The sequence below is a fragment of the Pseudomonas sp. TH07 genome (assembly GCF_016651285.1).
Lineage (GTDB): Bacteria > Pseudomonadota > Gammaproteobacteria > Pseudomonadales > Pseudomonadaceae > Aquipseudomonas.
Genome location: NZ_JAEKED010000001.1, coordinates 2,930,092 through 2,948,647 on the forward strand (window position 1 = coordinate 2,930,092; position 18,556 = coordinate 2,948,647).

Annotated in this window: 15 protein-coding genes; 10 read left to right on the forward strand and 5 right to left on the reverse strand. The window is 60.1% G+C overall.

Translation table 11 applies throughout. The annotated features are described in order from the left end of the window. Window positions 1–37 precede the first annotated feature (37 nt). Complete coding sequence (gene dapD / locus JFU57_RS13630) at window positions 38–1,072, reverse strand: 2,3,4,5-tetrahydropyridine-2,6-dicarboxylate N-succinyltransferase (RefSeq protein ID WP_078470064.1); 1,035 nt, start codon at window positions 1,070–1,072, stop codon at window positions 38–40. A 33-nt stretch (window positions 1,073–1,105) separates the two neighbouring features. Beyond that, a complete protein-coding gene (locus JFU57_RS13635; protein WP_043229113.1) occupies window positions 1,106–1,468 on the reverse strand; it encodes an ArsC family reductase in 363 nt (120 codons plus the stop codon). A gap of 235 nt (window positions 1,469–1,703) precedes the next feature. Between JFU57_RS13635 and JFU57_RS13640 the strand changes: the two genes are divergently transcribed. After that, entirely contained in the window at window positions 1,704–3,350 is a 1,647-nt protein-coding gene (locus JFU57_RS13640; protein ID WP_078470065.1) for a Na+/H+ antiporter, read from the forward strand. Between the two features lie 59 nt (window positions 3,351–3,409). Here the strand turns inward: JFU57_RS13640 and dapC are convergent, their stop codons facing one another. The 3 genes from dapC to map are packed head-to-tail and all read right to left on the reverse strand — an operon-like array spanning window position 3,410 to window position 8,188. Next, entirely contained in the window at window positions 3,410–4,612 is a 1,203-nt protein-coding gene (gene dapC / locus JFU57_RS13645; RefSeq protein ID WP_201129627.1) for a succinyldiaminopimelate transaminase, read from the reverse strand. Between the two features lie 42 nt (window positions 4,613–4,654). Continuing rightward, window positions 4,655–7,357 carry a [protein-PII] uridylyltransferase gene (locus JFU57_RS13650; protein WP_020296624.1) on the reverse strand — a complete coding sequence of 901 codons (2,703 nt, stop codon included), beginning with the start codon at window positions 7,355–7,357 and terminating at the stop codon, window positions 4,655–4,657. Between the two features lie 48 nt (window positions 7,358–7,405). After that, window positions 7,406–8,188: a type I methionyl aminopeptidase gene (map, locus tag JFU57_RS13655; protein WP_078470067.1), complete on the reverse strand. Its 783-nt coding sequence runs from the start codon at window positions 8,186–8,188 to the stop codon at window positions 7,406–7,408. Window positions 8,189–8,594: 406 nt separating this feature from the next. On the opposite strand from map, the gene rpsB reads away from it, so the two are divergent. The 9 genes from rpsB to bamA all read left to right on the forward strand — a co-directional run bounded on the left by rpsB (window position 8,595) and on the right by bamA (window position 18,535). Beyond that, the gene (rpsB, locus tag JFU57_RS13660; RefSeq protein WP_020296622.1) at window positions 8,595–9,332 is read left to right on the forward strand and encodes a 30S ribosomal protein S2; all 738 of its coding nucleotides are present in this window, start codon (window positions 8,595–8,597) and stop codon (window positions 9,330–9,332) included. Between the two features lie 199 nt (window positions 9,333–9,531). Further along, the gene (gene tsf / locus JFU57_RS13665) at window positions 9,532–10,395 is read left to right on the forward strand and encodes a translation elongation factor Ts (RefSeq protein WP_020296621.1); all 864 of its coding nucleotides are present in this window, start codon (window positions 9,532–9,534) and stop codon (window positions 10,393–10,395) included. A 208-nt stretch (window positions 10,396–10,603) separates the two neighbouring features. Beyond that, entirely contained in the window at window positions 10,604–11,347 is a 744-nt protein-coding gene (gene pyrH / locus JFU57_RS13670; protein WP_003189161.1) for a UMP kinase, read from the forward strand. Beyond that, window positions 11,344–11,901 (forward strand): ribosome recycling factor, encoded by a 558-nt coding sequence (gene frr, locus JFU57_RS13675; protein ID WP_020296620.1) that lies wholly within the window; start codon window positions 11,344–11,346, stop codon window positions 11,899–11,901. Before pyrH ends, frr begins: the two co-directional genes overlap by 4 nt. A gap of 15 nt (window positions 11,902–11,916) precedes the next feature. Further along, entirely contained in the window at window positions 11,917–12,672 is a 756-nt protein-coding gene (gene uppS, locus JFU57_RS13680) for a polyprenyl diphosphate synthase (protein WP_020296619.1), read from the forward strand. Beyond that, complete coding sequence (locus tag JFU57_RS13685; RefSeq protein WP_078470069.1) at window positions 12,672–13,478, forward strand: phosphatidate cytidylyltransferase; 807 nt, start codon at window positions 12,672–12,674, stop codon at window positions 13,476–13,478. The genes uppS and JFU57_RS13685 overlap by 1 nt, the downstream gene beginning before the upstream one ends. After that, window positions 13,475–14,665, forward strand: coding sequence for a 1-deoxy-D-xylulose-5-phosphate reductoisomerase (gene ispC, locus JFU57_RS13690; protein ID WP_201129628.1), 1,191 nt, complete (start codon window positions 13,475–13,477; stop codon window positions 14,663–14,665). The genes JFU57_RS13685 and ispC overlap by 4 nt, the downstream gene beginning before the upstream one ends. A gap of 52 nt (window positions 14,666–14,717) precedes the next feature. Beyond that, window positions 14,718–16,070, forward strand: coding sequence for a sigma E protease regulator RseP (gene rseP / locus JFU57_RS13695; RefSeq protein ID WP_201129629.1), 1,353 nt, complete (start codon window positions 14,718–14,720; stop codon window positions 16,068–16,070). Window positions 16,071–16,144: 74 nt separating this feature from the next. Further along, window positions 16,145–18,535, forward strand: coding sequence for an outer membrane protein assembly factor BamA (gene bamA, locus JFU57_RS13700; protein WP_020296615.1), 2,391 nt, complete (start codon window positions 16,145–16,147; stop codon window positions 18,533–18,535). Window positions 18,536–18,556 lie beyond the last annotated feature (21 nt).

The window sequence follows — 18,556 nt, forward strand, 5'->3', positions numbered from 1 at the left end:
GCGCCTGATCTTTGCTCGGCGAGTTTTGGTACAGATCCTAGTTGTGAGCGTGCAGCGCTTCGTTCAGTTCGATGGCCGACTTGTGGGTTTTGCACTCCACGGCGCCGGTCTGCGAATTGCGACGGAACAACAGGTCCGGCTGGCCAGCCAGCTCGCGAGCCTTGAGCACCTTGACCAGTGCGTTGTTTTCATCGAGCAGCGCAACCTTGGTCCCGGCGGTGATGTACAGGCCCGATTCCACGGTGTTGCGGTCGCCCAACGGGATACCGATACCGGCGTTGGCGCCGATCAGGCAGCCTTCGCCGACCTTGATCACGATGTTGCCGCCGCCCGACAGGGTGCCCATGGTCGAGCAACCGCCGCCCAGGTCCGAGCCCTTGCCGACGAATACGCCAGCCGAAACACGGCCTTCGATCATGCCCGGGCCTTCGGTGCCGGCGTTGAAGTTGACGAAACCTTCGTGCATCACGGTGGTGCCTTCGCCCACGTAGGCGCCCAGGCGGATACGCGCGCTGTCAGCGATACGCACGCCTGCTGGCACCACGTAGTCGGTCATTTTCGGGAACTTGTCCACCGAGAACACTTCCAGCAGGTCGCCACGCAGGCGGGCTTCCAGTTGACGCTCGGCCAGCTCGCTGATGTCGATCGCGCCCTGGCTGGTCCAGGCCACGTTCGGCAGCTGCGGGAATACGCCCGCCAGGCTCAGGCCGTGGGGCTTGACCAGGCGATGGGACAGCAGGTGCAGCTTGAGGTAGGCCTCGGGAGTGGAGGTCAGCGCGGCGTCTTCGGCCAGCAGGGTGGCGACCAGCGGCTTGTGGCTTTCGGCCAGGCGGGTCAGCAGGGCAGCCTGGGCGGCATCGACATTTTTCAGTGCGTCGGCCAGTTGCGAGGCCTGGGCCACGGTGAAGGTGATGGCCTGGTTGCCTTCGGTGTAACCCAGTACCGGGGCGATGGCCGCGATGATTTCGGCAGATGGGTTGAGCAGTGGCTGCGCGTAGAACACTTCCAGCCAGGCACCTTGGCGGTTCTGAGTGCCGACGCCGAAGCCCAGGCTGAACAGGGAATTGGACATGTTGTTACCTCTACAAAAAATGAATGGGCAGGCCTACTTGAGGGCCGCCGAATAAATATCTGGCTTGAAGCCAATCAGGGTTCGGTCACCGAGATCGAGCACCGGGCGCTTGATCATCGAGGGTTGTGCGAGCATCAGTTCGATAGCTTTCGCCTGGTCGAGATCGGCTTTGCGTTCGTCTTCGAGTTTGCGAAAGGTCGTGCCTGCACGGTTCAACACCACCTGCCAGCCGTGCTCATTGCACCACTGGGTCAAGTGTTCGCGGTCGATGCCGGCGGTTTTGTAATCGTGAAAGTCATAGCTGACAGCGTGTTCATCGAGCCAGGTGCGCGCCTTTTTCATGGTGTCGCAGGCTTTGATGCCGAAAAGGTGCAACGTTTTGCTTGAAACGGTCAAGGAATTGCCCCCTTTGCAGGTGCCGAAAATTAAAGGTCACGGATTATGCCATGGCCGCGCGACTTCGGCGTCGCCCAGCGGCCGGCTTTGTCGCAATGTATTGCGCGAATGGGGTGATTGCGACCTTTGTGCAGCGGTCGGGATCAGTCTAAGCGGCTAATATGGCACTTCTACGGGTGACTGTTGCCCTAGCTGCATGCGCTTTTGCCTGGTTTAGATGGAGAATTTTCGCTTTATGCAAACCGCCTACACCGTACTCATTCTGCTGATGTTGGTGAGTGTTTCACGACTGGTCGGGCGGATGATTCCGGTGCCGCTGCCCCTGGTACAGATTGCCGCCGGTGCCTTGCTGGCCTGGCCGACCCTTGGGCTGCATGTGGCGCTGGACCCGGAGCTGTTCCTCTTTCTGTTCCTGCCGCCGCTGCTGTTCTCCGATGGCTGGCGCATGCCCAAGCGCGAGTTCTGGCAGTTGCGCGGGCCTATCCTGACCCTGGCGGTGGGCCTGGTGCTGTTTACCGTGGTCGGCGCTGGCTACTTTATCCACTGGCTGTTGCCGACCATTCCGTTGCCGGTCGCTTTCGCACTGGCGGCGGTGCTCTCGCCAACCGACGCCGTGGCGGTCTCGGCGATCGCCCAGAACCGCTTGCCCCGGCCCTTGATGCACATGCTGCAGGGCGAGGCGCTGATGAACGATGCCTCGGGCCTGGTGACATTCAAGTTCGCCTTGGCGGCGGCGGTCACCGGGGTGTTTTCCCTGACCAATGCCAGCCTGACCTTTGTCCTGGTGGCGCTCGGTGGCCTGGCCATAGGCGTGGCCCTGAGCTGGCTGGTCGGGCGCCTGCGGGCGTGGATGATCGCCCGGGGCTGGGATGATCCGGCCACCCACGTGGTGTTCATGTTGCTGCTGCCATTCGCCGCTTATGTATTGGCCGAGCGCCTGGGCGCATCGGGGATCCTGTCGGCGGTGGCGGCGGGGATGATGCAGAGCTGGCTCGACCTGCTGCCGCGTCAGACCAGTACCCGGCTGCTCAACCGCAGCGTCTGGTCATTGCTCGAGTTCGCCTTCAACGGCTTGATCTTCCTGCTGCTGGGCTTGCAGTTGCCGGACATCATCAAGGCCGTGGCCAGCCACGAAACCTCGCTCTGGCCGACCTTGTTCTACCGTTGCCTGGACGTGCTGGCGATCTTCCTGGTGTTGCTGGTGCTGCGTTTTGTCTGGGTGCAAAGCATCTGGCGCCTGTCGGGCTGGCTGCGCCGTTGGCGCGGCAAGGGTGAATTGACCCTGGTGCCGACCGCCCGTTCCTGCTGGCTGTTGACGGTGGGTGGGGTGCGCGGTGCGGTGACCCTGGCGGGCGTGATGTCGGTGCCCCTGATGCTGGGGGCCGGGGAGGCGTTCCCCGAGCGCGATCTGCTGATCTTCATTGCCGCCGGCGTGATCCTGTTGTCATTGGTGGCGGCCTGCATCGCCCTGCCATTGCTGTTGCGCGGTATCCAGCAGAGTCCGGATGACAAGCGGCGTGGCGAGGTGCGTGATGCCTGGCGCAAGACGGCCGAGGCGGCGATTCATGCCCTGGAGGCCGAGGAGTTGGTGGAAACCAGCGATGAGCCGGACGCGGCCCAGGCAGCCCTGGCCACCGAACTCAAGGCGCGCCTGATGTCGGAATACCGCCATCAACTGGAGGTCTTCAACGATTCCGCCGAGGCTCAGGCCCTGGCCTTCCAGATGGACCAACTGGAGCGGCGCCTGCGTCTGAAAGCCCTGCGCGCGCAACGCCTGGAACTGTACCGGCTCAGCCGGCATCACCAAATTGGCGACGATGTATTGCGCGAAGTGCTGGGCGAACTGGATTTGAGCGAAGCGAATCTGGGTCCAGTCAAGTGATCGGCTGATGCCAACTGGCGCCTGCGGGGGATAAGTGCAGGTGCCAGTCGGGCGAGGTGTCAGCCGCGGCGACGCAGCACGAAGTCACGAATCCGCTCGGCGGCTTCCACGCATTCGGCCAATGGCGCCACCAGGGCCATGCGCACGCGACCGGCGCCCGGGTTGGTGCCGTCCACTTCTCGCGACAGGTACGAGCCCGGAACCACGGTCACGTGTTCTTCGGCGAACAGGTCGCGGCAGAAGGCTGCGTCGTCACCGGCCACGCTCGGCCACAGGTAGAAGCTGCCGTCGGGGCGCTGCACGTCGAGCACCGGCGCGAGGATTTCCAGCACGGCATCGAACTTCTCGCGATACAGCGCGCGGTTGGCCCGCACATGCACCTCATCGTTCCAGGCCGCGACGCTGGCCAGCTGGGTTTGAACCGGCATGGCGCAACCGTGGTAGGTGCGATACAGCAAAAAGCCCTTGAGGATCTCGGCATCACCGGCGACGAAACCGGAGCGCAGGCCCGGCAGGTTGGAGCGCTTGGACAGGCTGTGGAACACCACACATCGCTTGAAATCCTTGCGACCCAGTTCGACGCAGGCGCTGAGCAGGCCCGGCGGCGGTGTCTGTTCGTCGAAGTACAGTTCGCTATAGCACTCGTCGGCGGCGATCACGAAGTCGTGCTCATCGGCCAGGGCGATCAGTTTCTTCAGGGTGTCCAGCGGGATCAGGGCCCCGGTCGGGTTGCCCGGCGAGCACAGGAACAGGATCTGGCAGCGCTGCCAGATGTCGGCCGAAACCGCGTCGAAATCCGGGTTGAAGCCATTTTCGTCGAGGCACGGCAGGTAATGGGGCTTGGCGCCGGCGAGAAAGGCTGCGCCTTCATAGATCTGATAGAACGGGTTCGGGCTGACCACCAGCGCATCGTCGCCACGGTTGACCACGGTCTGGGTGAAGGCGAACAGCGCTTCGCGGGTGCCGTTGACCGGCAGCACGTTGCGCGCTGGATCCAGCCAGCCGCCGGGCACGCCAAAGCGTCGCTCGCACCAGCCGGCGATGGCTTCACGCAGGGCGGGGATGCCGAGGGTGGTCGGGTAGACCGCCATCTGGTCCAGGTTGTTGGCCAGGGCTTCGGCGACAAAGCTTGGCGAGCGGTGCTTCGGCTCGCCGATGGACAGCGCGATCGGCCGCTTGTCGGCATTGGGTGTCACGCTGCCGAGCAGGGCGCGCAGTTTCTCGAACGGGTAGGGCTGCAACTGGTTTAGAGCGTTGTTCATCGGTGCGGTATCTCACTCAATGCGGCGGGTCGTGGCGCGCGGTTAGATGCTCAGGCGCGACAATTCAATATTCGGTTCCTGGCTGACACTCAACTGCTCGACGATGGCGTCCTGCAGGCGGCTGCACAGTTGCGGGTCGGACAATTGCTGGTTGTGCGCGTCGGTAATGAAGAAAACGTCTTCCACGCGCTCGCCCAGGGTGGCGATCTTGGCGTTTTGCAGCGACAGATCGAACTCGAGGAAAATCTTGCCGATCCGTGCCAGCAGGCCGGGGCGGTCGGGGGCGCTCAGTTCGAGCACGGTCACCGGACGCTGGGCGTCGTTGTGAATGGTCACCTGGGGCGCAAAGGCAAAGTGCTTGAGCTGGCGCGGAACCCGGCGCTGGATGATGGTCGGGTAGTCATCCGGGTTGCGTAGGGCGTCGGTCAGGCCGTCGCGGATCTGTTTGATGCGTTGCGGGTTATCGCCGATCGAGCCGCCGTCGTTGTCGAGCACGATGTAGGTGTCGAGGGTGAACTGGCTGCTGGAGGTGATGATTCGGGCGTCGTGAATGTTCAGGTTGAGCTGATCCATCGCGGCCACGGTCACGGCGAAGAAGTCGTGCTGGTCGGGGGCGTAGATGAAAATCTGGGTGCCACCCTCGAATTCGCGCTGGGTGGTTTCCTTGATCAGCACCAGCGGGCCGCCGTCTGCGGGTTGCTGCAGGATGGCATCGCTGTGCCAGGCCACGTCGCCAGCGGTGTGGCGCAGGAAGTAGTCATCCCCCAGTTGCGACCAAAGCTGTTCGACGTCGTCCGGATCGGTGCCGCTGCGCACCAGGATGTCCAGGGCGGCGCTCTGGGTCTGGCGGATCTGCTCTTCGCGATCCACCGGGTTTTCCAGGCCGCGGCGCAGGGCGCGCTTGGTCTCGGTGTACAGCTGGCGCAACAGGCTGGCACGCCACGAGTTCCACAGGGTCGGGTTGGTGGCGTTGATGTCGGCGACGGTCAAGACGTACAGGTAGTCGAGGTGCGTCTGGTCGACCACGGTCTGGGCAAAGTCGTGGATCACTTGCGGGTCGGACAAATCCTTGCGCTGGGCGGTGGTCGACATCACCAGGTGGTTCTGAACCAGCCACACGATCAGGCGGCTGTCCCACACCGGCAACTGGTGACGTTGGCAAAAGGCTTCGGCATCCACTGCGCCGATTTCCGAGTGATCGCCATGCCGGCCCTTGCCGATGTCGTGGTACAGGCCGGCGAGGTAGATCAGCTCGGGCTTGGGCAGCTTGCCCATGAGCTTGCTGGCCAGCGGGAATTTTTCCGAGACCTGGGTGTACTGCAGTTTGCGCAGGTGCTTGATCAGATTCAGGGTGTGGGCATCGACGGTATAGATGTGGAACAGGTCGTGCTGCATCTGCCCGACGATAAAGCCGAACTCCGGCAGGTAGCGCCCGAGAATGCCGTAGCGGTTCATCCGCCGCAGGTTGCGATGGATGCCGAATTCGCATTTGAACAGCTCGATAAACAGGCTGGTGTTGCGGATGTCGTTGCGGAACTCGTCGTCGATCAGGTGCCGATGTTCGCGCAAAAGGCGAATGGTGTCGGCCCGTACGCCCTTGATTTCCGGGTGCTGGGCCATCAGCACGAAGATTTCCAGCATGGCGAACGGCGTGCGGCGGAACACGTTGTCGTTGATCGCCTCGATGTACCCGTCGTGCAGTTGGAAGCGCGAGTTGATCGGCTGCGGCGGTGCTTCGTCTTCGGGGGCGAGGATCACCTCCTCGAAGTGCTGGATGATCAGGTCGCTGAGCTGGGCGATGCTCATCACCACCCGGTAGTACTGCTGCATGAAGCTTTCGATGGCTTGCTTGGCGTCATCGCCTTCGAACCCCAGCAGCTTGGCAATCGAGCGCTGGTGATCGAACAGCAAGCGGTCTTCCGAGCGTCCAGCCAGCATGTGCAGGGCGTAGCGCACCTTCCACAGGAATTCCTGGGACGACGCCAGCAGCGCGTTTTCGCTCTCCACCAGGAACCCTTCACCCGCCAGGGCCCGCAGGTTCAGCGTGCCGTACTGGCGGCGGGCGACCCAGAGAATGGTCTGGATATCGCGCAGGCCGCCGGGGGAGCCTTTGACGTTGGGCTCCAGGTTGTATTCGGTGTCGTTGTACTTGTGGTGCCGGGCCTTTTGCTCGGCACGCTTGGCCAGGAAGAAATCCTTGCTCGGCCACATGTGTTCGGTGCTGGTGACTTCCAGCATGCGCTGGCGCAGGTGCTCGGGGCCGGCGATGGTGCGGCTTTCCATCAGGTTGGTGATCACCGTGAGGTCGGCCCGCGCCTCCTGGGCGCATTCGTCCACCGAACGTACGCTTTGCCCGACTTCCAGGCCGATGTCCCAGAGCAGGGTCAGGAAACGCTCGATGGAGTCGCGGAAAATCTCATGATCGGCGCTGTCGAGCAGAATCAGCAGGTCGATGTCGGAGTAGGGGTGCAACTCGCCCCGGCCGTAGCCGCCGACCGCCACCAGGGCGATGTCGGCGTCTTCGCTCCAACTGAACTGGTCCCAGGCCTTTTGCAGGATGTTATCGACGAACCAGGCGCGGTCCTCGATGAGCCGGCGGATATCCCGTCCGTTGCGAAAGCGTGTGTCGAGCACTTCCCGTGCCTGACGGATGGCTTTCTTGAAGGCCGCGATGGGGCTTGCCTTCAGGGCCAGTTCAGCCTGGAACTGGCCGCGGTCGAACAACTCGGGATCCACCTGCGGCATCGATTGGCTTTCCTTCTTTCTATAAGGGCAACAACCCGGCGTAGGGAATCAGGCCGAAACGCGGGGAATGGTGTCGTCGCTGCGCAAGGTGAAGATCTCGTAGCCGGTCTCGGTCACCAGCAGGGTGTGTTCCCACTGCGCGGACAGCTTGCGGTCCTTGGTGATGGCGGTCCAGCCGTCGCCCAGGACCTTGGTGTCGGCTTTGCCCTGGTTGATCATCGGCTCGATGGTGAAGGTCATGCCGGCCTTGAGTTCCATGCCGGTGCCCGCGCGGCCGTAGTGCAGGATCTGCGGCTCTTCGTGGAATACCTTGCCAATGCCGTGGCCGCAGAATTCGCGAACCACCGAGAAGCCGTTCTTTTCCGCGTGCTTCTGGATCACTTCGCCGATATCGCCCAGGCGGCAGCCCGGCTTGACCAGCTCGATGGCCTTGTACATGCATTCCTGGGTGATCTGCGACAGGCGTTCGGCCCAGACCGGCACTTTGCCGACGTGGAACATGCGACTGGTGTCGCCGTGGTAGCCATCCTTGATCACGGTGACGTCGATGTTCAGGGTGTCGCCGTCTTTGAGCGGCTTCTCGTTCGGGATGCCGTGGCAGACCACGTGATTGATCGAGGTGCAGATCGACTTGGGAAAGCCCTTGTAGTTCAGCGGCGCAGGAATTGCCTGCTGCACGTTGACGATGTAGTCGTGGCAGATGCGGTCCAGCTCTTCGGTGGTGATACCGGGTTTGACATGCTCGGCAATCATTTCCAGCACGTCGGCGGCCAGTTTGCCAGCGACACGCATTTTGGCGATGTCCTCGGGGGTTTTGAGGGTGACGGTCATACAGGCTCTCTCGACGCTCGGTGGCGCTATAAACACGGAATGGCTTGAAAACGGCAGCATTGAAGGCAAAGCCTGGGTGGGCTCGCGACGTTTTCAAAAGCCGCAAAGGTGCGATTCTAACAGACGGCCAAGGCAAATCTGACCCTCTGACGCCGCTTCTCTCTATAGAATGGAGCATTCTGGCCCGATTCCAAGGGCCTGGTAAAAAAGCCCCACAGCGCAATGCACAATCCTGGTTCCGTTTTTACCCTTCCTGTGGTATAAAATGCGCCGCTTTCCGGGGATACCCTGAAAAGCTTAAATCCACACACGTGTCGACACGATGACCTGGGTGCCGGAAGCTTTCATGCTGCTGGTTGGTCATTGGGATACGTGGAGGCCAAACCCGACTTATTAAGGAACTATCATGTCCCAAGTCAACATGCGCGATATGCTGAAGGCCGGTGTGCACTTCGGTCACCAAACCCGTTACTGGAACCCGAAAATGGGTAAGTACATTTTCGGTGCGCGTAACAAGATTCACATCATCAACCTTGAAAAAACCCTGCCAATGTTCAACGAAGCTCTGACTTTCGTAGAGCGCCTGGCCCAGGGCAAAAACAAGATTCTGTTCGTCGGCACCAAGCGTTCCGCTGGCAAGATCGTTGCTGAAGAAGCAGCACGTTGCGGTTCGCCGTACGTCGATCACCGCTGGTTGGGCGGCATGCTGACCAACTTCAAAACCATCCGTGCTTCCATCAAGCGTCTGCGTGACCTTGAAGTGCAAGCCGAAGACGGCACCTTCGCCAAGCTGACCAAGAAAGAGGCGCTGATGCGCACTCGCGATCTGGAAAAGCTGGATCGTAGCCTGGGTGGTATCAAGGACATGGGCGGTCTGCCAGACGCACTGTTCGTTATCGACGTTGATCACGAGCGCATCGCGATCACCGAAGCCAACAAGCTGGGTATCCCGGTAATCGGCGTAGTCGATACCAACAGCAGCCCGGAAGGCGTTGACTACATCATCCCAGGCAACGATGACGCAATCCGCGCTATCCAGCTGTACATGGGTGCGATGGCTGACGCTGTTATCAAGGGTCGCAACCACGTTGCTGGCGGCACCGAGCAGTTCGTCGAAGAAGCTCCGGTAGCTGCAGCTGAGTAATTGACGCCTTGGCGTTGACTCAGTAAGCAAAAAGGGGGCTTGGCCCCCTTTTTGCCAACTCGGAAATCATTTGTTGTGTGCGTATTTGCTGTTTTGTAACGCGATGCGGCTATCAAGTGTATTCGAGGCAGAGCTCAAGATTTGATCGCCCGTTCGGTCGGGTGGAATGGTTGAAAACCTATCCAAGAGGAATTTGAAAATGGCAGAGATTACTGCAGCGTTGGTTAAAGAACTGCGTGAGCGTACTGGCGAAGGCATGATGGACTGCAAAAAGGCCTTGACCAAGGCTGGCGGCGACATCGAGAAAGCCATTGATGACATGCGTGCTTCGGGCGCGATCAAAGCAGCCAAAAAAGCAGGCAACGTAGCTGCTGAAGGCGCGATCGCCATCAAAGAAGACGGCAAAGCTGCCGTGATCATCGAAGTCAACTCGCAAACCGACTTCCTGGCTCTGCAAGAAGACTTCAAAAACTTCGTTGCTGCCAGCGTTGAAAAAGCGTTCGCTGACAAGCTGACCGACGTTGCTCCGTTGATCGCTGCTCAAGAGCCGGCTCGTGAAGCGCTGGTTGGCAAAGTAGGCGAGAACGTCAACATCCGTCGTCTGGCTCGCGTTGAAGCTGACGTGCTGGGTTCGTACCTGCACGGCAACAAGATCGGCGTTGTGGTTGCCCTCAAAGGCGGCAACGTTGAACTGGCTAAAGACATCGCCATGCACGTAGCAGCCAGCAACCCTGAGTTCCTGCTGCCTTCGCAAGTTTCCGCTGAAGCCATCGAACGCGAAAAAGCCGTGTTCCTGAGCCTCAACGAAGACAAGATGAAGGGCAAGCCTGCTGAAATCGTCGAGAAGATGATTGCTGGCCGTATCAGCAAGTTCCTGGCTGAAGCCAGCCTGGTTGAGCAGCCTTTCGTCAAGAATCCAGAAGTGACCATCGGTACTCTGGCCAAGCAAGGCGGCGCTGAAATCGTTTCCTTCACTCGCTTCCAGGTAGGCGAAGGCATCGAGAAACCGGTCGACAACTTCGCTGAAGAAGTTGCTGCCCAGCTGGCTGCCAGCAAGCAATAAGACAGTTTTCAACTGTCGCCCTGAAGAGGCTGCCCGCTCACGCGCGCAGCCTCTTTTCAAATGGGGAGGCCAATTTTAGTTGGCTGCCTCCGGAACTGGCTTACAAAGCCGTGTTCTGATGGCGCTGTGACAGCGTCAAGCTAGAGTAAGCGCAGGCTGCAAACAGCTTGCAGAGAATTTTTAAAATACGCCGCAGGAGAGATTCGCAATGGCTCAGCAGGGCAGTGGTTATCAAGCTCGCTATAAACGCATTCTACTCAAGCTTAGCGGCGAGGCCCTGATGGGCTCGGAAGAGTTCGGGATCGACCCCAAAGTCCTGGATCGCATGGCGCTGGAGGTTGGCCAACTGGTCGGCATCGGCGTTCAGGTCGGTCTGGTGATTGGCGGCGGCAACCTGTTCCGTGGCGCAGCGCTGAGTGCAGCGGGCATGGATCGTGTCACGGGCGACCACATGGGCATGCTGGCCACTGTGATGAACGCCCTGGCCATGCGTGATGCGCTGGAACGTGCGAATATCTCGGCCATCGTCATGTCGGCTATTTCCATGGTGGGTGTGACCGATCACTATGATCGCCGCAAAGCCATGCGCCACCTGAACTCCAAGGAAGTGGTGATTTTCGCTGCCGGTACCGGCAACCCGTTCTTTACCACCGACTCCGCTGCGTGCCTGCGCGCGATCGAGATCGATGCCGACGTAGTGCTCAAGGCAACCAAGGTCGATGGTGTTTACACTGCAGATCCGTTCAAAGACCCGCATGCCGAGAAGTTCGATCATCTGACTTACGATGAAGTGCTGGATCGCAAGCTGGGTGTCATGGACCTGACAGCCATCTGCCTGTGCCGCGACCACAAAATGCCGTTGCGTGTATTTAACATGAACAAGCCCGGCGCCCTGCTCAATATTGTGCATGGTGGCGCCGAAGGAACCCTGATCGAGGAAGGCCAACAATGATCAACGAGATCAAGAAAGACGCTCAAGAGCGCATGAAAAAATCCCTGGAGTCCCTGGCCCATGCATTTGGTCAGATCCGTACCGGCAAGGCGCACCCGAGCATCCTGGGTAGCGTGATGGTGCCTTACTACGGTTCGGACACCCCGCTGAGCCAAGTGGCCAACGTCACTGTAAAAGACTCCCGCACCCTGCAAGTCGTGGCTTTCGAGCGCAACATGCTGGCGGCTGTCGACAAGGCGATCCAGAGCGCCGGCCTGAACCTCAATCCGACCAACCTGGGCGAATTGCTGTTGATCTCCATGCCTGCCCTGACCGAAGAAACCCGTAAGGTTTTCGCCAAGCAGGCGCGTGACGCAGCCGAAGACGCGCGGATTGCCGTGCGCAATATCCGTCGCGATGCGCTGAGCCAGTTGAAAGACCTGGTCAAGGAAAAGGAAATCAGCGAAGACGAAGAGCGTCGTGCCGCTGATGACGTGCAGAAGCTGACCGACAAGGCGGTGGCTGATATCGAAACCGCCACCAAGCAGAAAGAAGCGGATTTGATGGCCGTATAAGGGTCAGACGTTTTCATGGAAAAGACCAAGCAGTCCGTATCGTTTTCGGTGCCGCGACATGTCGCGATCATCATGGACGGTAATAATCGCTGGGCTAAAAAACGCTTTATGCCCGGTGTCGCCGGGCATAAAGCGGGTGTCGACGCTGTTCGTGCAGTGATAGAGGTGTGCGCCGAGGCCAAGGTCGAAGTGCTCACCCTGTTCGCCTTTTCCAGCGAGAACTGGCAGCGTCCGGCGGACGAGGTCAGTGCCTTGATGGATCTGTTCTTCAAGGCGCTGCGTCGCGAGGCCAAGCGTCTCAATGAGAACAACATCAGCCTGCGGATCATCGGTGACCGTTCCCGCTTCCATCCGGAACTGCAGGCGGCGATGCGCGAGGCTGAGGCCATCACGGCGGGCAGCAATCGCTTCATCCTGCAGATCGCCGCCAACTACGGCGGTCAGTGGGACATTGCCCAGGCCGCCCAGCGCCTTGCGCGCGAAGTGCAGGCCGGTCATCTGCGGCCGGAGGACATCACGCCGGAGCTGTTGCAGACCTGCCTGGCGACCGGCGACCTGCCGTTGCCCGACCTGTGCATCCGTACCGGCGGTGAACACCGCATCAGTAACTTCCTGCTGTGGCAGCTGGCTTACGCCGAGCTGTACTTCTCCGACCTGTTCTGGCCGGACTTCAAACACGATGCCATGCGTACTGCGCTGGCCGATTACGCTTCTCGCCAGCGGCGCTTCGGTAAAACGAGCGAGCAGGTCGAGGCTGGAGCCCGGGTTTAATGCTTAAACAACGAATCATTACTGCGCTGATCCTGCTGCCGATCGCCTTGTGCGGGTTCTTCCTGCTCCAGGGGGCCGGTTTCGCCCTGTTTATCGGGCTGGTAGTGACGCTTGGGGCGTGGGAATGGGCGCGTCTGGCCGGGTTCGATGGCCAGGCGGCACGCGTGGTATATGCCGCGGTGGTCGCGGTGCTGCTGTTTCTCATGTACCTGGTGCCCGGCATCGCGCCCTGGGTGCTGGGTGCTGCGGTGCTCTGGTGGGCGGCAGCGACCTTCCTGGTGCTGACCTATCCGCGCACCAGCGAACATTGGGCGGGCGCTGCCGCCAAGCTGGTGATCGGCCTGTTGATCCTGTTGCCGGCCTGGCAAGGCCTGGTGTTCATCAAGCAGCTGCCGTTGGGCAACTGGTTGATCATGGCGGTGATGGTTCTGGTCTGGGGGGCTGATATCGGCGCCTACTTTTCCGGCAAGGCGTTCGGCAAGCGCAAGCTGGCGCCGCAGGTCAGTCCGGGCAAGAGCTGGGAAGGCGTGTATGGCGGCCTGGCACTGAGCCTGGTGATCACCGCGGTGGTGGGCCTGGTTCGCGATTGGTCTGTCGCTCAGATACTGCTGGGCCTGCTGGGTGCAGCGCTGGTGGTGTTTATCTCGGTGGTCGGCGACCTGACCGAGAGCATGTTCAAGCGTCAGTCCGGGATCAAGGACAGCAGTAACCTGTTGCCCGGTCACGGCGGTGTGTTGGATCGCATCGACAGCCTGACGGCTGCTATTCCGGTGTTTGCGGTGCTGTTGTGGATGGCTGGATTGTGAGTCGTCCTCAGCAGATTACGGTTCTCGGCGCCACAGGTTCTATCGGCCTCAGTACCCTGGATGTGATTGCCCGGCATCCGCAGCGTTACCAGGTGTTTGCCTTGAGCGGCTTCAGTCGCATGGCGGAGTTGTTGGCGCTGTGCGTGCGTCATGCGCCGCGCTTTGCCGTGGTGCCTGAGGCCGCAGCAGCCGGCAGCCTGCAGGATGACCTGCGTGCTGCCGGGCTGCAGACCCGGGTCCTGGTGGGTGAAGAAGGTTTGTGTCAGGTGGCTGCCGACCCCGAGGTCGATGCGGTCATGGCGGCCATTGTCGGCGCGGCGGGTTTGCGCCCGACCCTGGCGGCGGTCGAGGCAGGGAAGAAGATTCTCCTGGCCAATAAAGAGGCGCTGGTGATGTCCGGCGCCTTGTTCATGCAGGCTGTGCGTAAAAGTGGCTCGGTACTGCTGCCGATCGACAGTGAGCACAATGCGATTTTTCAGTGCATGCCAGCGGACTTTTCCCGCGGCTTGAGCAATGTCGGTGTGCGACGGATCCTGCTGACCGCTTCCGGTGGCCCATTCAGGCAGACGCCGTTGAATGAGTTGCAGGATGTTTCTCCGGAGCAGGCCTGCGCCCATCCCAACTGGTCGATGGGGCGCAAGATATCGGTCGACTCCGCGAGCATGATGAATAAAGGCCTGGAGCTGATCGAGGCGTGCTGGCTGTTCGACGCCAAGCCTTCCCAGGTCGAAGTGGTGATCCACCCTCAGAGCGTGATTCACTCCCTGGTCGACTATGTGGACGGTTCGGTGCTGGCGCAGTTGGGCAATCCCGATATGCGCACGCCTATCGCCAATGCCCTGGCCTGGCCTGAGCGCATCGACTCCGGTGTTGCGCCCCTGGATCTGTTTGCCATTGCGCGCCTGGATTTCCAGGCTCCGGATGAGCAGCGATTCCCTTGCTTACGCTTGGCGCGTCAGGCGGCGGAGGCAGGCAATAGTGCTCCGGCCATGCTGAATGCGGCCAATGAAGTGGCAGTTTCCGCGTTTCTCGAACGGCGCATCCGTTACCCTGAGATCGCGAGTATCATCGCAGAAGTTTTAAGCCTCGAGCCGGTGGTTGCGGTCGACGAACTGGACGCTGTGTTCGCGGCGGACGCCAAAGCCCGTGTCTTGGCTGAGCAATGGTTGAGTCGCAACGGGCGATAGGCGTTGTGACTGGCCAAGCGGTCGGCACCGGATAGGATTGCGGAGAAAGTAGATGAGCGCGCTCTATATGATTGTCGGCACCCTGGTTGCGTTGGGCGTGCTGGTTACCTTCCATGAATTCGGCCACTTCTGGGTGGCGCGCCGCTGTGGCGTCAAGGTTCTGCGTTTCTCCGTGGGCTTTGGTATGCCGCTGCTGCGCTGGCATGACCGCCGTGGCACTGAGTTTGTCATCGCTGCGATCCCGCTGGGCGGCTACGTGAAGATGCTTGATGAGCGCGAAGGCGAGGTGCCTGCCGACCAGCTCGATCAGTCTTTCAATCGCAAGTCCGTGCGCCAGCGTATCGCCATTGTTGCGGCGGGCCCGATTGCCAACTTCCTGCTGGCCCTGGTGTTCTTCTGGGTGTTGGCGATGCTCGGCAGCCAGCAGGTACGACCGGTCATCGGCGCGGTGGAGGCGGGCAGTATTGCTGCCAAGGCCGGCTTGAATGTCGGCGAGGAAATCGTCGCCATCGACGGCGAGCCGACATCGGGTTGGGCCGCGGTCAACCTGCAGTTGGTGCGACGTCTGGGCGAGAGTGGCTCGTTGCTGTTCTCGGTGCGAGAGCAGGGTGCGACGGTCGACTCGCCGCGCCAGCTGGTGCTGGACAAGTGGCTCAAGGGTGCAGATGAGCCGGACCCGATCCACTCCCTGGGGATTCGACCTTGGCGACCTGCGTTGCCTCCGGTTTTGGCTGAGCTCGATCCGAAAGGGCCGGCCCTGGCGGCCGGGTTGAAGACCGGCGATCGCCTGCTGGCGCTGGATGGTCAGGCGCTGGGTGATTGGCAGCAGGTCGTCGATTGGGTGCGTGTACGTCCTGATACCAAAATTGTGCTGCAAGTCGAGCGTGATGGTGCTCAAATCGACGTCCCTGTGACCTTGGCAAGCCGTGGCGAAGCCAAGGCGGCTACCGGTTATCTGGGCGCTGGAGTGAAAGCGGTCGATTGGCCGCCGGAGATGATTCGCGAGGTCAGCTACGGTCCGTTGGCGGCTATTGGCGAAGGTGCCCGACGCACCTGGACCATGAGTGTATTGACCCTCGATTCACTGAAGAAAATGTTGTTCGGCGAGCTCTCGGTAAAAAACTTGAGTGGACCGATAACCATTGCTAAAGTGGCGGGCGCTTCTGCCCAGTCGGGTGTCGCTGATTTCCTGAATTTCCTTGCTTATCTGAGTATTAGCCTGGGGGTTCTGAATTTGCTGCCCATTCCTGTACTGGATGGGGGGCATTTGTTGTTCTATCTGATCGAGTGGGTGCGTGGTCGCCCCTTGTCGGATCGGGTGCAGGGTTGGGGGATACAGATCGGTATCAGCTTGGTGGTCGGGGTGATGTTACTTGCCCTGGTCAACGATTTGGGTCGACTGTAACGCTTCGCTGAATTGCGAATCTGCCGCATTTTGCGGCAGTTTGTTTATTGCCAGTTGGAATAAGAAAGGACTTCATGAAACGTCTGCTGCTAACTGCGGTTCTCACCGTATTGATGATCGCCGAAGTTCACGCCGAGTCCTTCACTATCTCCGATATCCGCGTCAACGGCCTCCAGCGGGTCTCCGCGGGTAGCGTCTTTGGTGCCTTGCCGTTGAACGTCGGCGAGCAGGCGGATGATCGTCGCCTGGTGGAATCCACTCGTGCGCTGTTCAAAACCGGTTTCTTTCAAGACATCCAGCTGGGCCGCGATGGCAACGTCCTGGTCATTACGGTAGTCGAACGTCCGTCTGTTGCCAGTATCGAGATCGAAGGCAACAAGGCGATTTCGACTGAAGACCTGATGAAAGGCCTTAAGCAGTCCGGTCTGGCCGAAGGTGAAATCTTCCAGCGTGCGACCCTCGAAGGCGTGCGTAACGAGCTGCAGCGCCAGTACGTCGCTCAGGGTCGCTACTCGGCCACCGTCGACACCGAAGTGGTGCCGCAGCCGCGTAACCGCGTAGGCCTCAAGGTCAACATCAACGAAGGCACGGTTGCTGCGATCCAGCACATCAACGTCGTGGGCAACACCGTATTCCCTGACGAAGACCTGATCGGCCTGTTCGAACTCAAGACCACCAACTGGTTGTCGTTCTTCAAGAACGACGACAAGTACGCCCGTGAAAAACTCTCCGGTGACCTGGAGCGTCTGCGTTCCTACTATCTGGATCGCGGCTATATCAATATGGATATTGCTTCGACCCAGGTGTCCATCACCCCGGACAAAAAGCACGTCTACATCACGGTCAACGTGAACGAAGGCGAAAAGTACAGCGTTCGCGACGTCAAGCTCAGTGGCGACTTGAAAGTGCCTGAAGACCAGGTCAAGTCCCTGTTGCTGGTGGAAAAAGGCCAGGTGTTCTCGCGCAAGCTGATGACCACTACTTCCGAACTGATTACCCGTCGTCTGGGTAACGAGGGCTACACCTTCGCCAACGTCAACGGCGTGCCTCAGCCGCACGATGAAGACCACACGGTCGACATCACCTTTGTCGTGGATCCAGGCAAGCGTGCCTACGTCAACCGCATCAACTTCCGTGGCAACACCAAGTCCGAAGACGAAGTGCTGCGTCGTGAAATGCGTCAGATGGAAGGTGGCTGGGCTTCGACCTACCTCATCGATCAATCCAAGACCCGTCTTGAGCGCCTGGGCTTCTTCAAGGAAGTTAACGTCGAAACCCCGGCAGTTCCGGGTGTCGATGACCAGGTCGACGTCAACTACGCAGTTGAAGAGCAAGCGTCCGGTTCGATCACCGCCAGCGTCGGTTTCGCCCAGAGTGCGGGCCTGATCCTGGGGGGTTCCATCACTCAGAACAACTTCCTGGGTACGGGTAACAAGGTCAGCATCGGTTTGACCCGCAGTGAATACCAGAGCCGCTATAACTTCGGTTATGTCGACCCCTACTGGACCGCTGACGGCGTGAGCCTGGGTTACAACGCTTTCTATCGCACCACTGACTACAAAGACCTTGATGTCGATGTTGCCAGCTACGCCGTTGACAGCCTGGGTGCGGGTGTCAGCGTGGGTTACCCGATCAGCGAGACCTCGCGTCTGACCTTCGGCCTGACCGCGCAACAAGACAAGATCAAGACTGGCCTGTACACCGTCGACGAAATCTTCGACTTCGTGAACAAGCAGGGCGACAGCTACCTGAACTTCAAGGCTTCGGCCGGCTGGTCCGAGTCGACCTTGAACAAAGGTGTTCTGGCAACCCGTGGCCACTCTCAGAGCCTGGTTCTGGAAACCACCACGCCTGGCAGTGACCTGTCGTTCTTCAAACTCGACTACCGTGGCCAGTTGTTCCAGCCTCTGAGCGAAAACTACACCATGCGCCTGCACACCGAACTGGGTTATGGCGATGGTTTTGGCGACACCAAGGGCTTGCCGTTCTACGAGAACTACTATGCTGGTGGCTTCAACTCGGTTCGCGGCTTCAAGGACAGCACCCTGGGTCCACGCAGTACGCCGAGTCGTGGTGTAGGTGTGACAGGTAACGCCGGTACAGCGGCCGACCCGGATCAGGATCCACTGCCATTCGGCGGTAACGTTCTGATCCAGGGTGGTGCCGAGATCCTGTTCCCGCTGCCGTTCGTCAAAGATCAGCGCTCCCTGCGTACCTCGGTATTCTGGGATGTGGGTAACGTGTTCAGTTCCAAGTGCGATTCGACTTCCAACACCATCGCCGCTTCGAACGTTAAAACGGAATGTAACGACATCAGTCTCAGCAATCTGGCCAGTTCCGTGGGTGTCGGTGTGACGTGGGTCACCGCCCTGGGACCATTGAGCTTCGCCCTGGCGATGCCGATCAAGAAACCGGATGACGCTGAAACCCAGGTGTTCCAATTCTCCCTCGGTCAGACTTTCTAAGAGTCTGATCCAAGATAATGA

Bases quoted from the DNA above. Each gene is read 5' to 3' on its own strand.
- bamA (WP_020296615.1), top strand. From the start codon at position 16,145: ATGAAACGTCTGCTGCTAACTGCGGTTCTCACCGTATTGATGATCGCC.
- JFU57_RS13685 (WP_078470069.1), top strand. From the start codon at position 12,672: ATGCTTAAACAACGAATCATTACTGCGCTGATCCTGCTGCCGATCGCC.
- pyrH (WP_003189161.1), top strand. From the start codon at position 10,604: ATGGCTCAGCAGGGCAGTGGTTATCAAGCTCGCTATAAACGCATTCTA.
- uppS (WP_020296619.1), top strand. From the start codon at position 11,917: ATGGAAAAGACCAAGCAGTCCGTATCGTTTTCGGTGCCGCGACATGTC.
- frr (WP_020296620.1), top strand. From the start codon at position 11,344: ATGATCAACGAGATCAAGAAAGACGCTCAAGAGCGCATGAAAAAATCC.
- dapD (WP_078470064.1), bottom strand. From the start codon at position 1,072: ATGTCCAATTCCCTGTTCAGCCTGGGCTTCGGCGTCGGCACTCAGAAC.
- map (WP_078470067.1), bottom strand. From the start codon at position 8,188: ATGACCGTCACCCTCAAAACCCCCGAGGACATCGCCAAAATGCGTGTC.
- rpsB (WP_020296622.1), top strand. From the start codon at position 8,595: ATGTCCCAAGTCAACATGCGCGATATGCTGAAGGCCGGTGTGCACTTC.
- JFU57_RS13650 (WP_020296624.1), bottom strand. From the start codon at position 7,357: ATGCCGCAGGTGGATCCCGAGTTGTTCGACCGCGGCCAGTTCCAGGCT.
- rseP (WP_201129629.1), top strand. From the start codon at position 14,718: ATGAGCGCGCTCTATATGATTGTCGGCACCCTGGTTGCGTTGGGCGTG.
- dapC (WP_201129627.1), bottom strand. From the start codon at position 4,612: ATGAACAACGCTCTAAACCAGTTGCAGCCCTACCCGTTCGAGAAACTG.
- tsf (WP_020296621.1), top strand. From the start codon at position 9,532: ATGGCAGAGATTACTGCAGCGTTGGTTAAAGAACTGCGTGAGCGTACT.
- JFU57_RS13640 (WP_078470065.1), top strand. From the start codon at position 1,704: ATGCAAACCGCCTACACCGTACTCATTCTGCTGATGTTGGTGAGTGTT.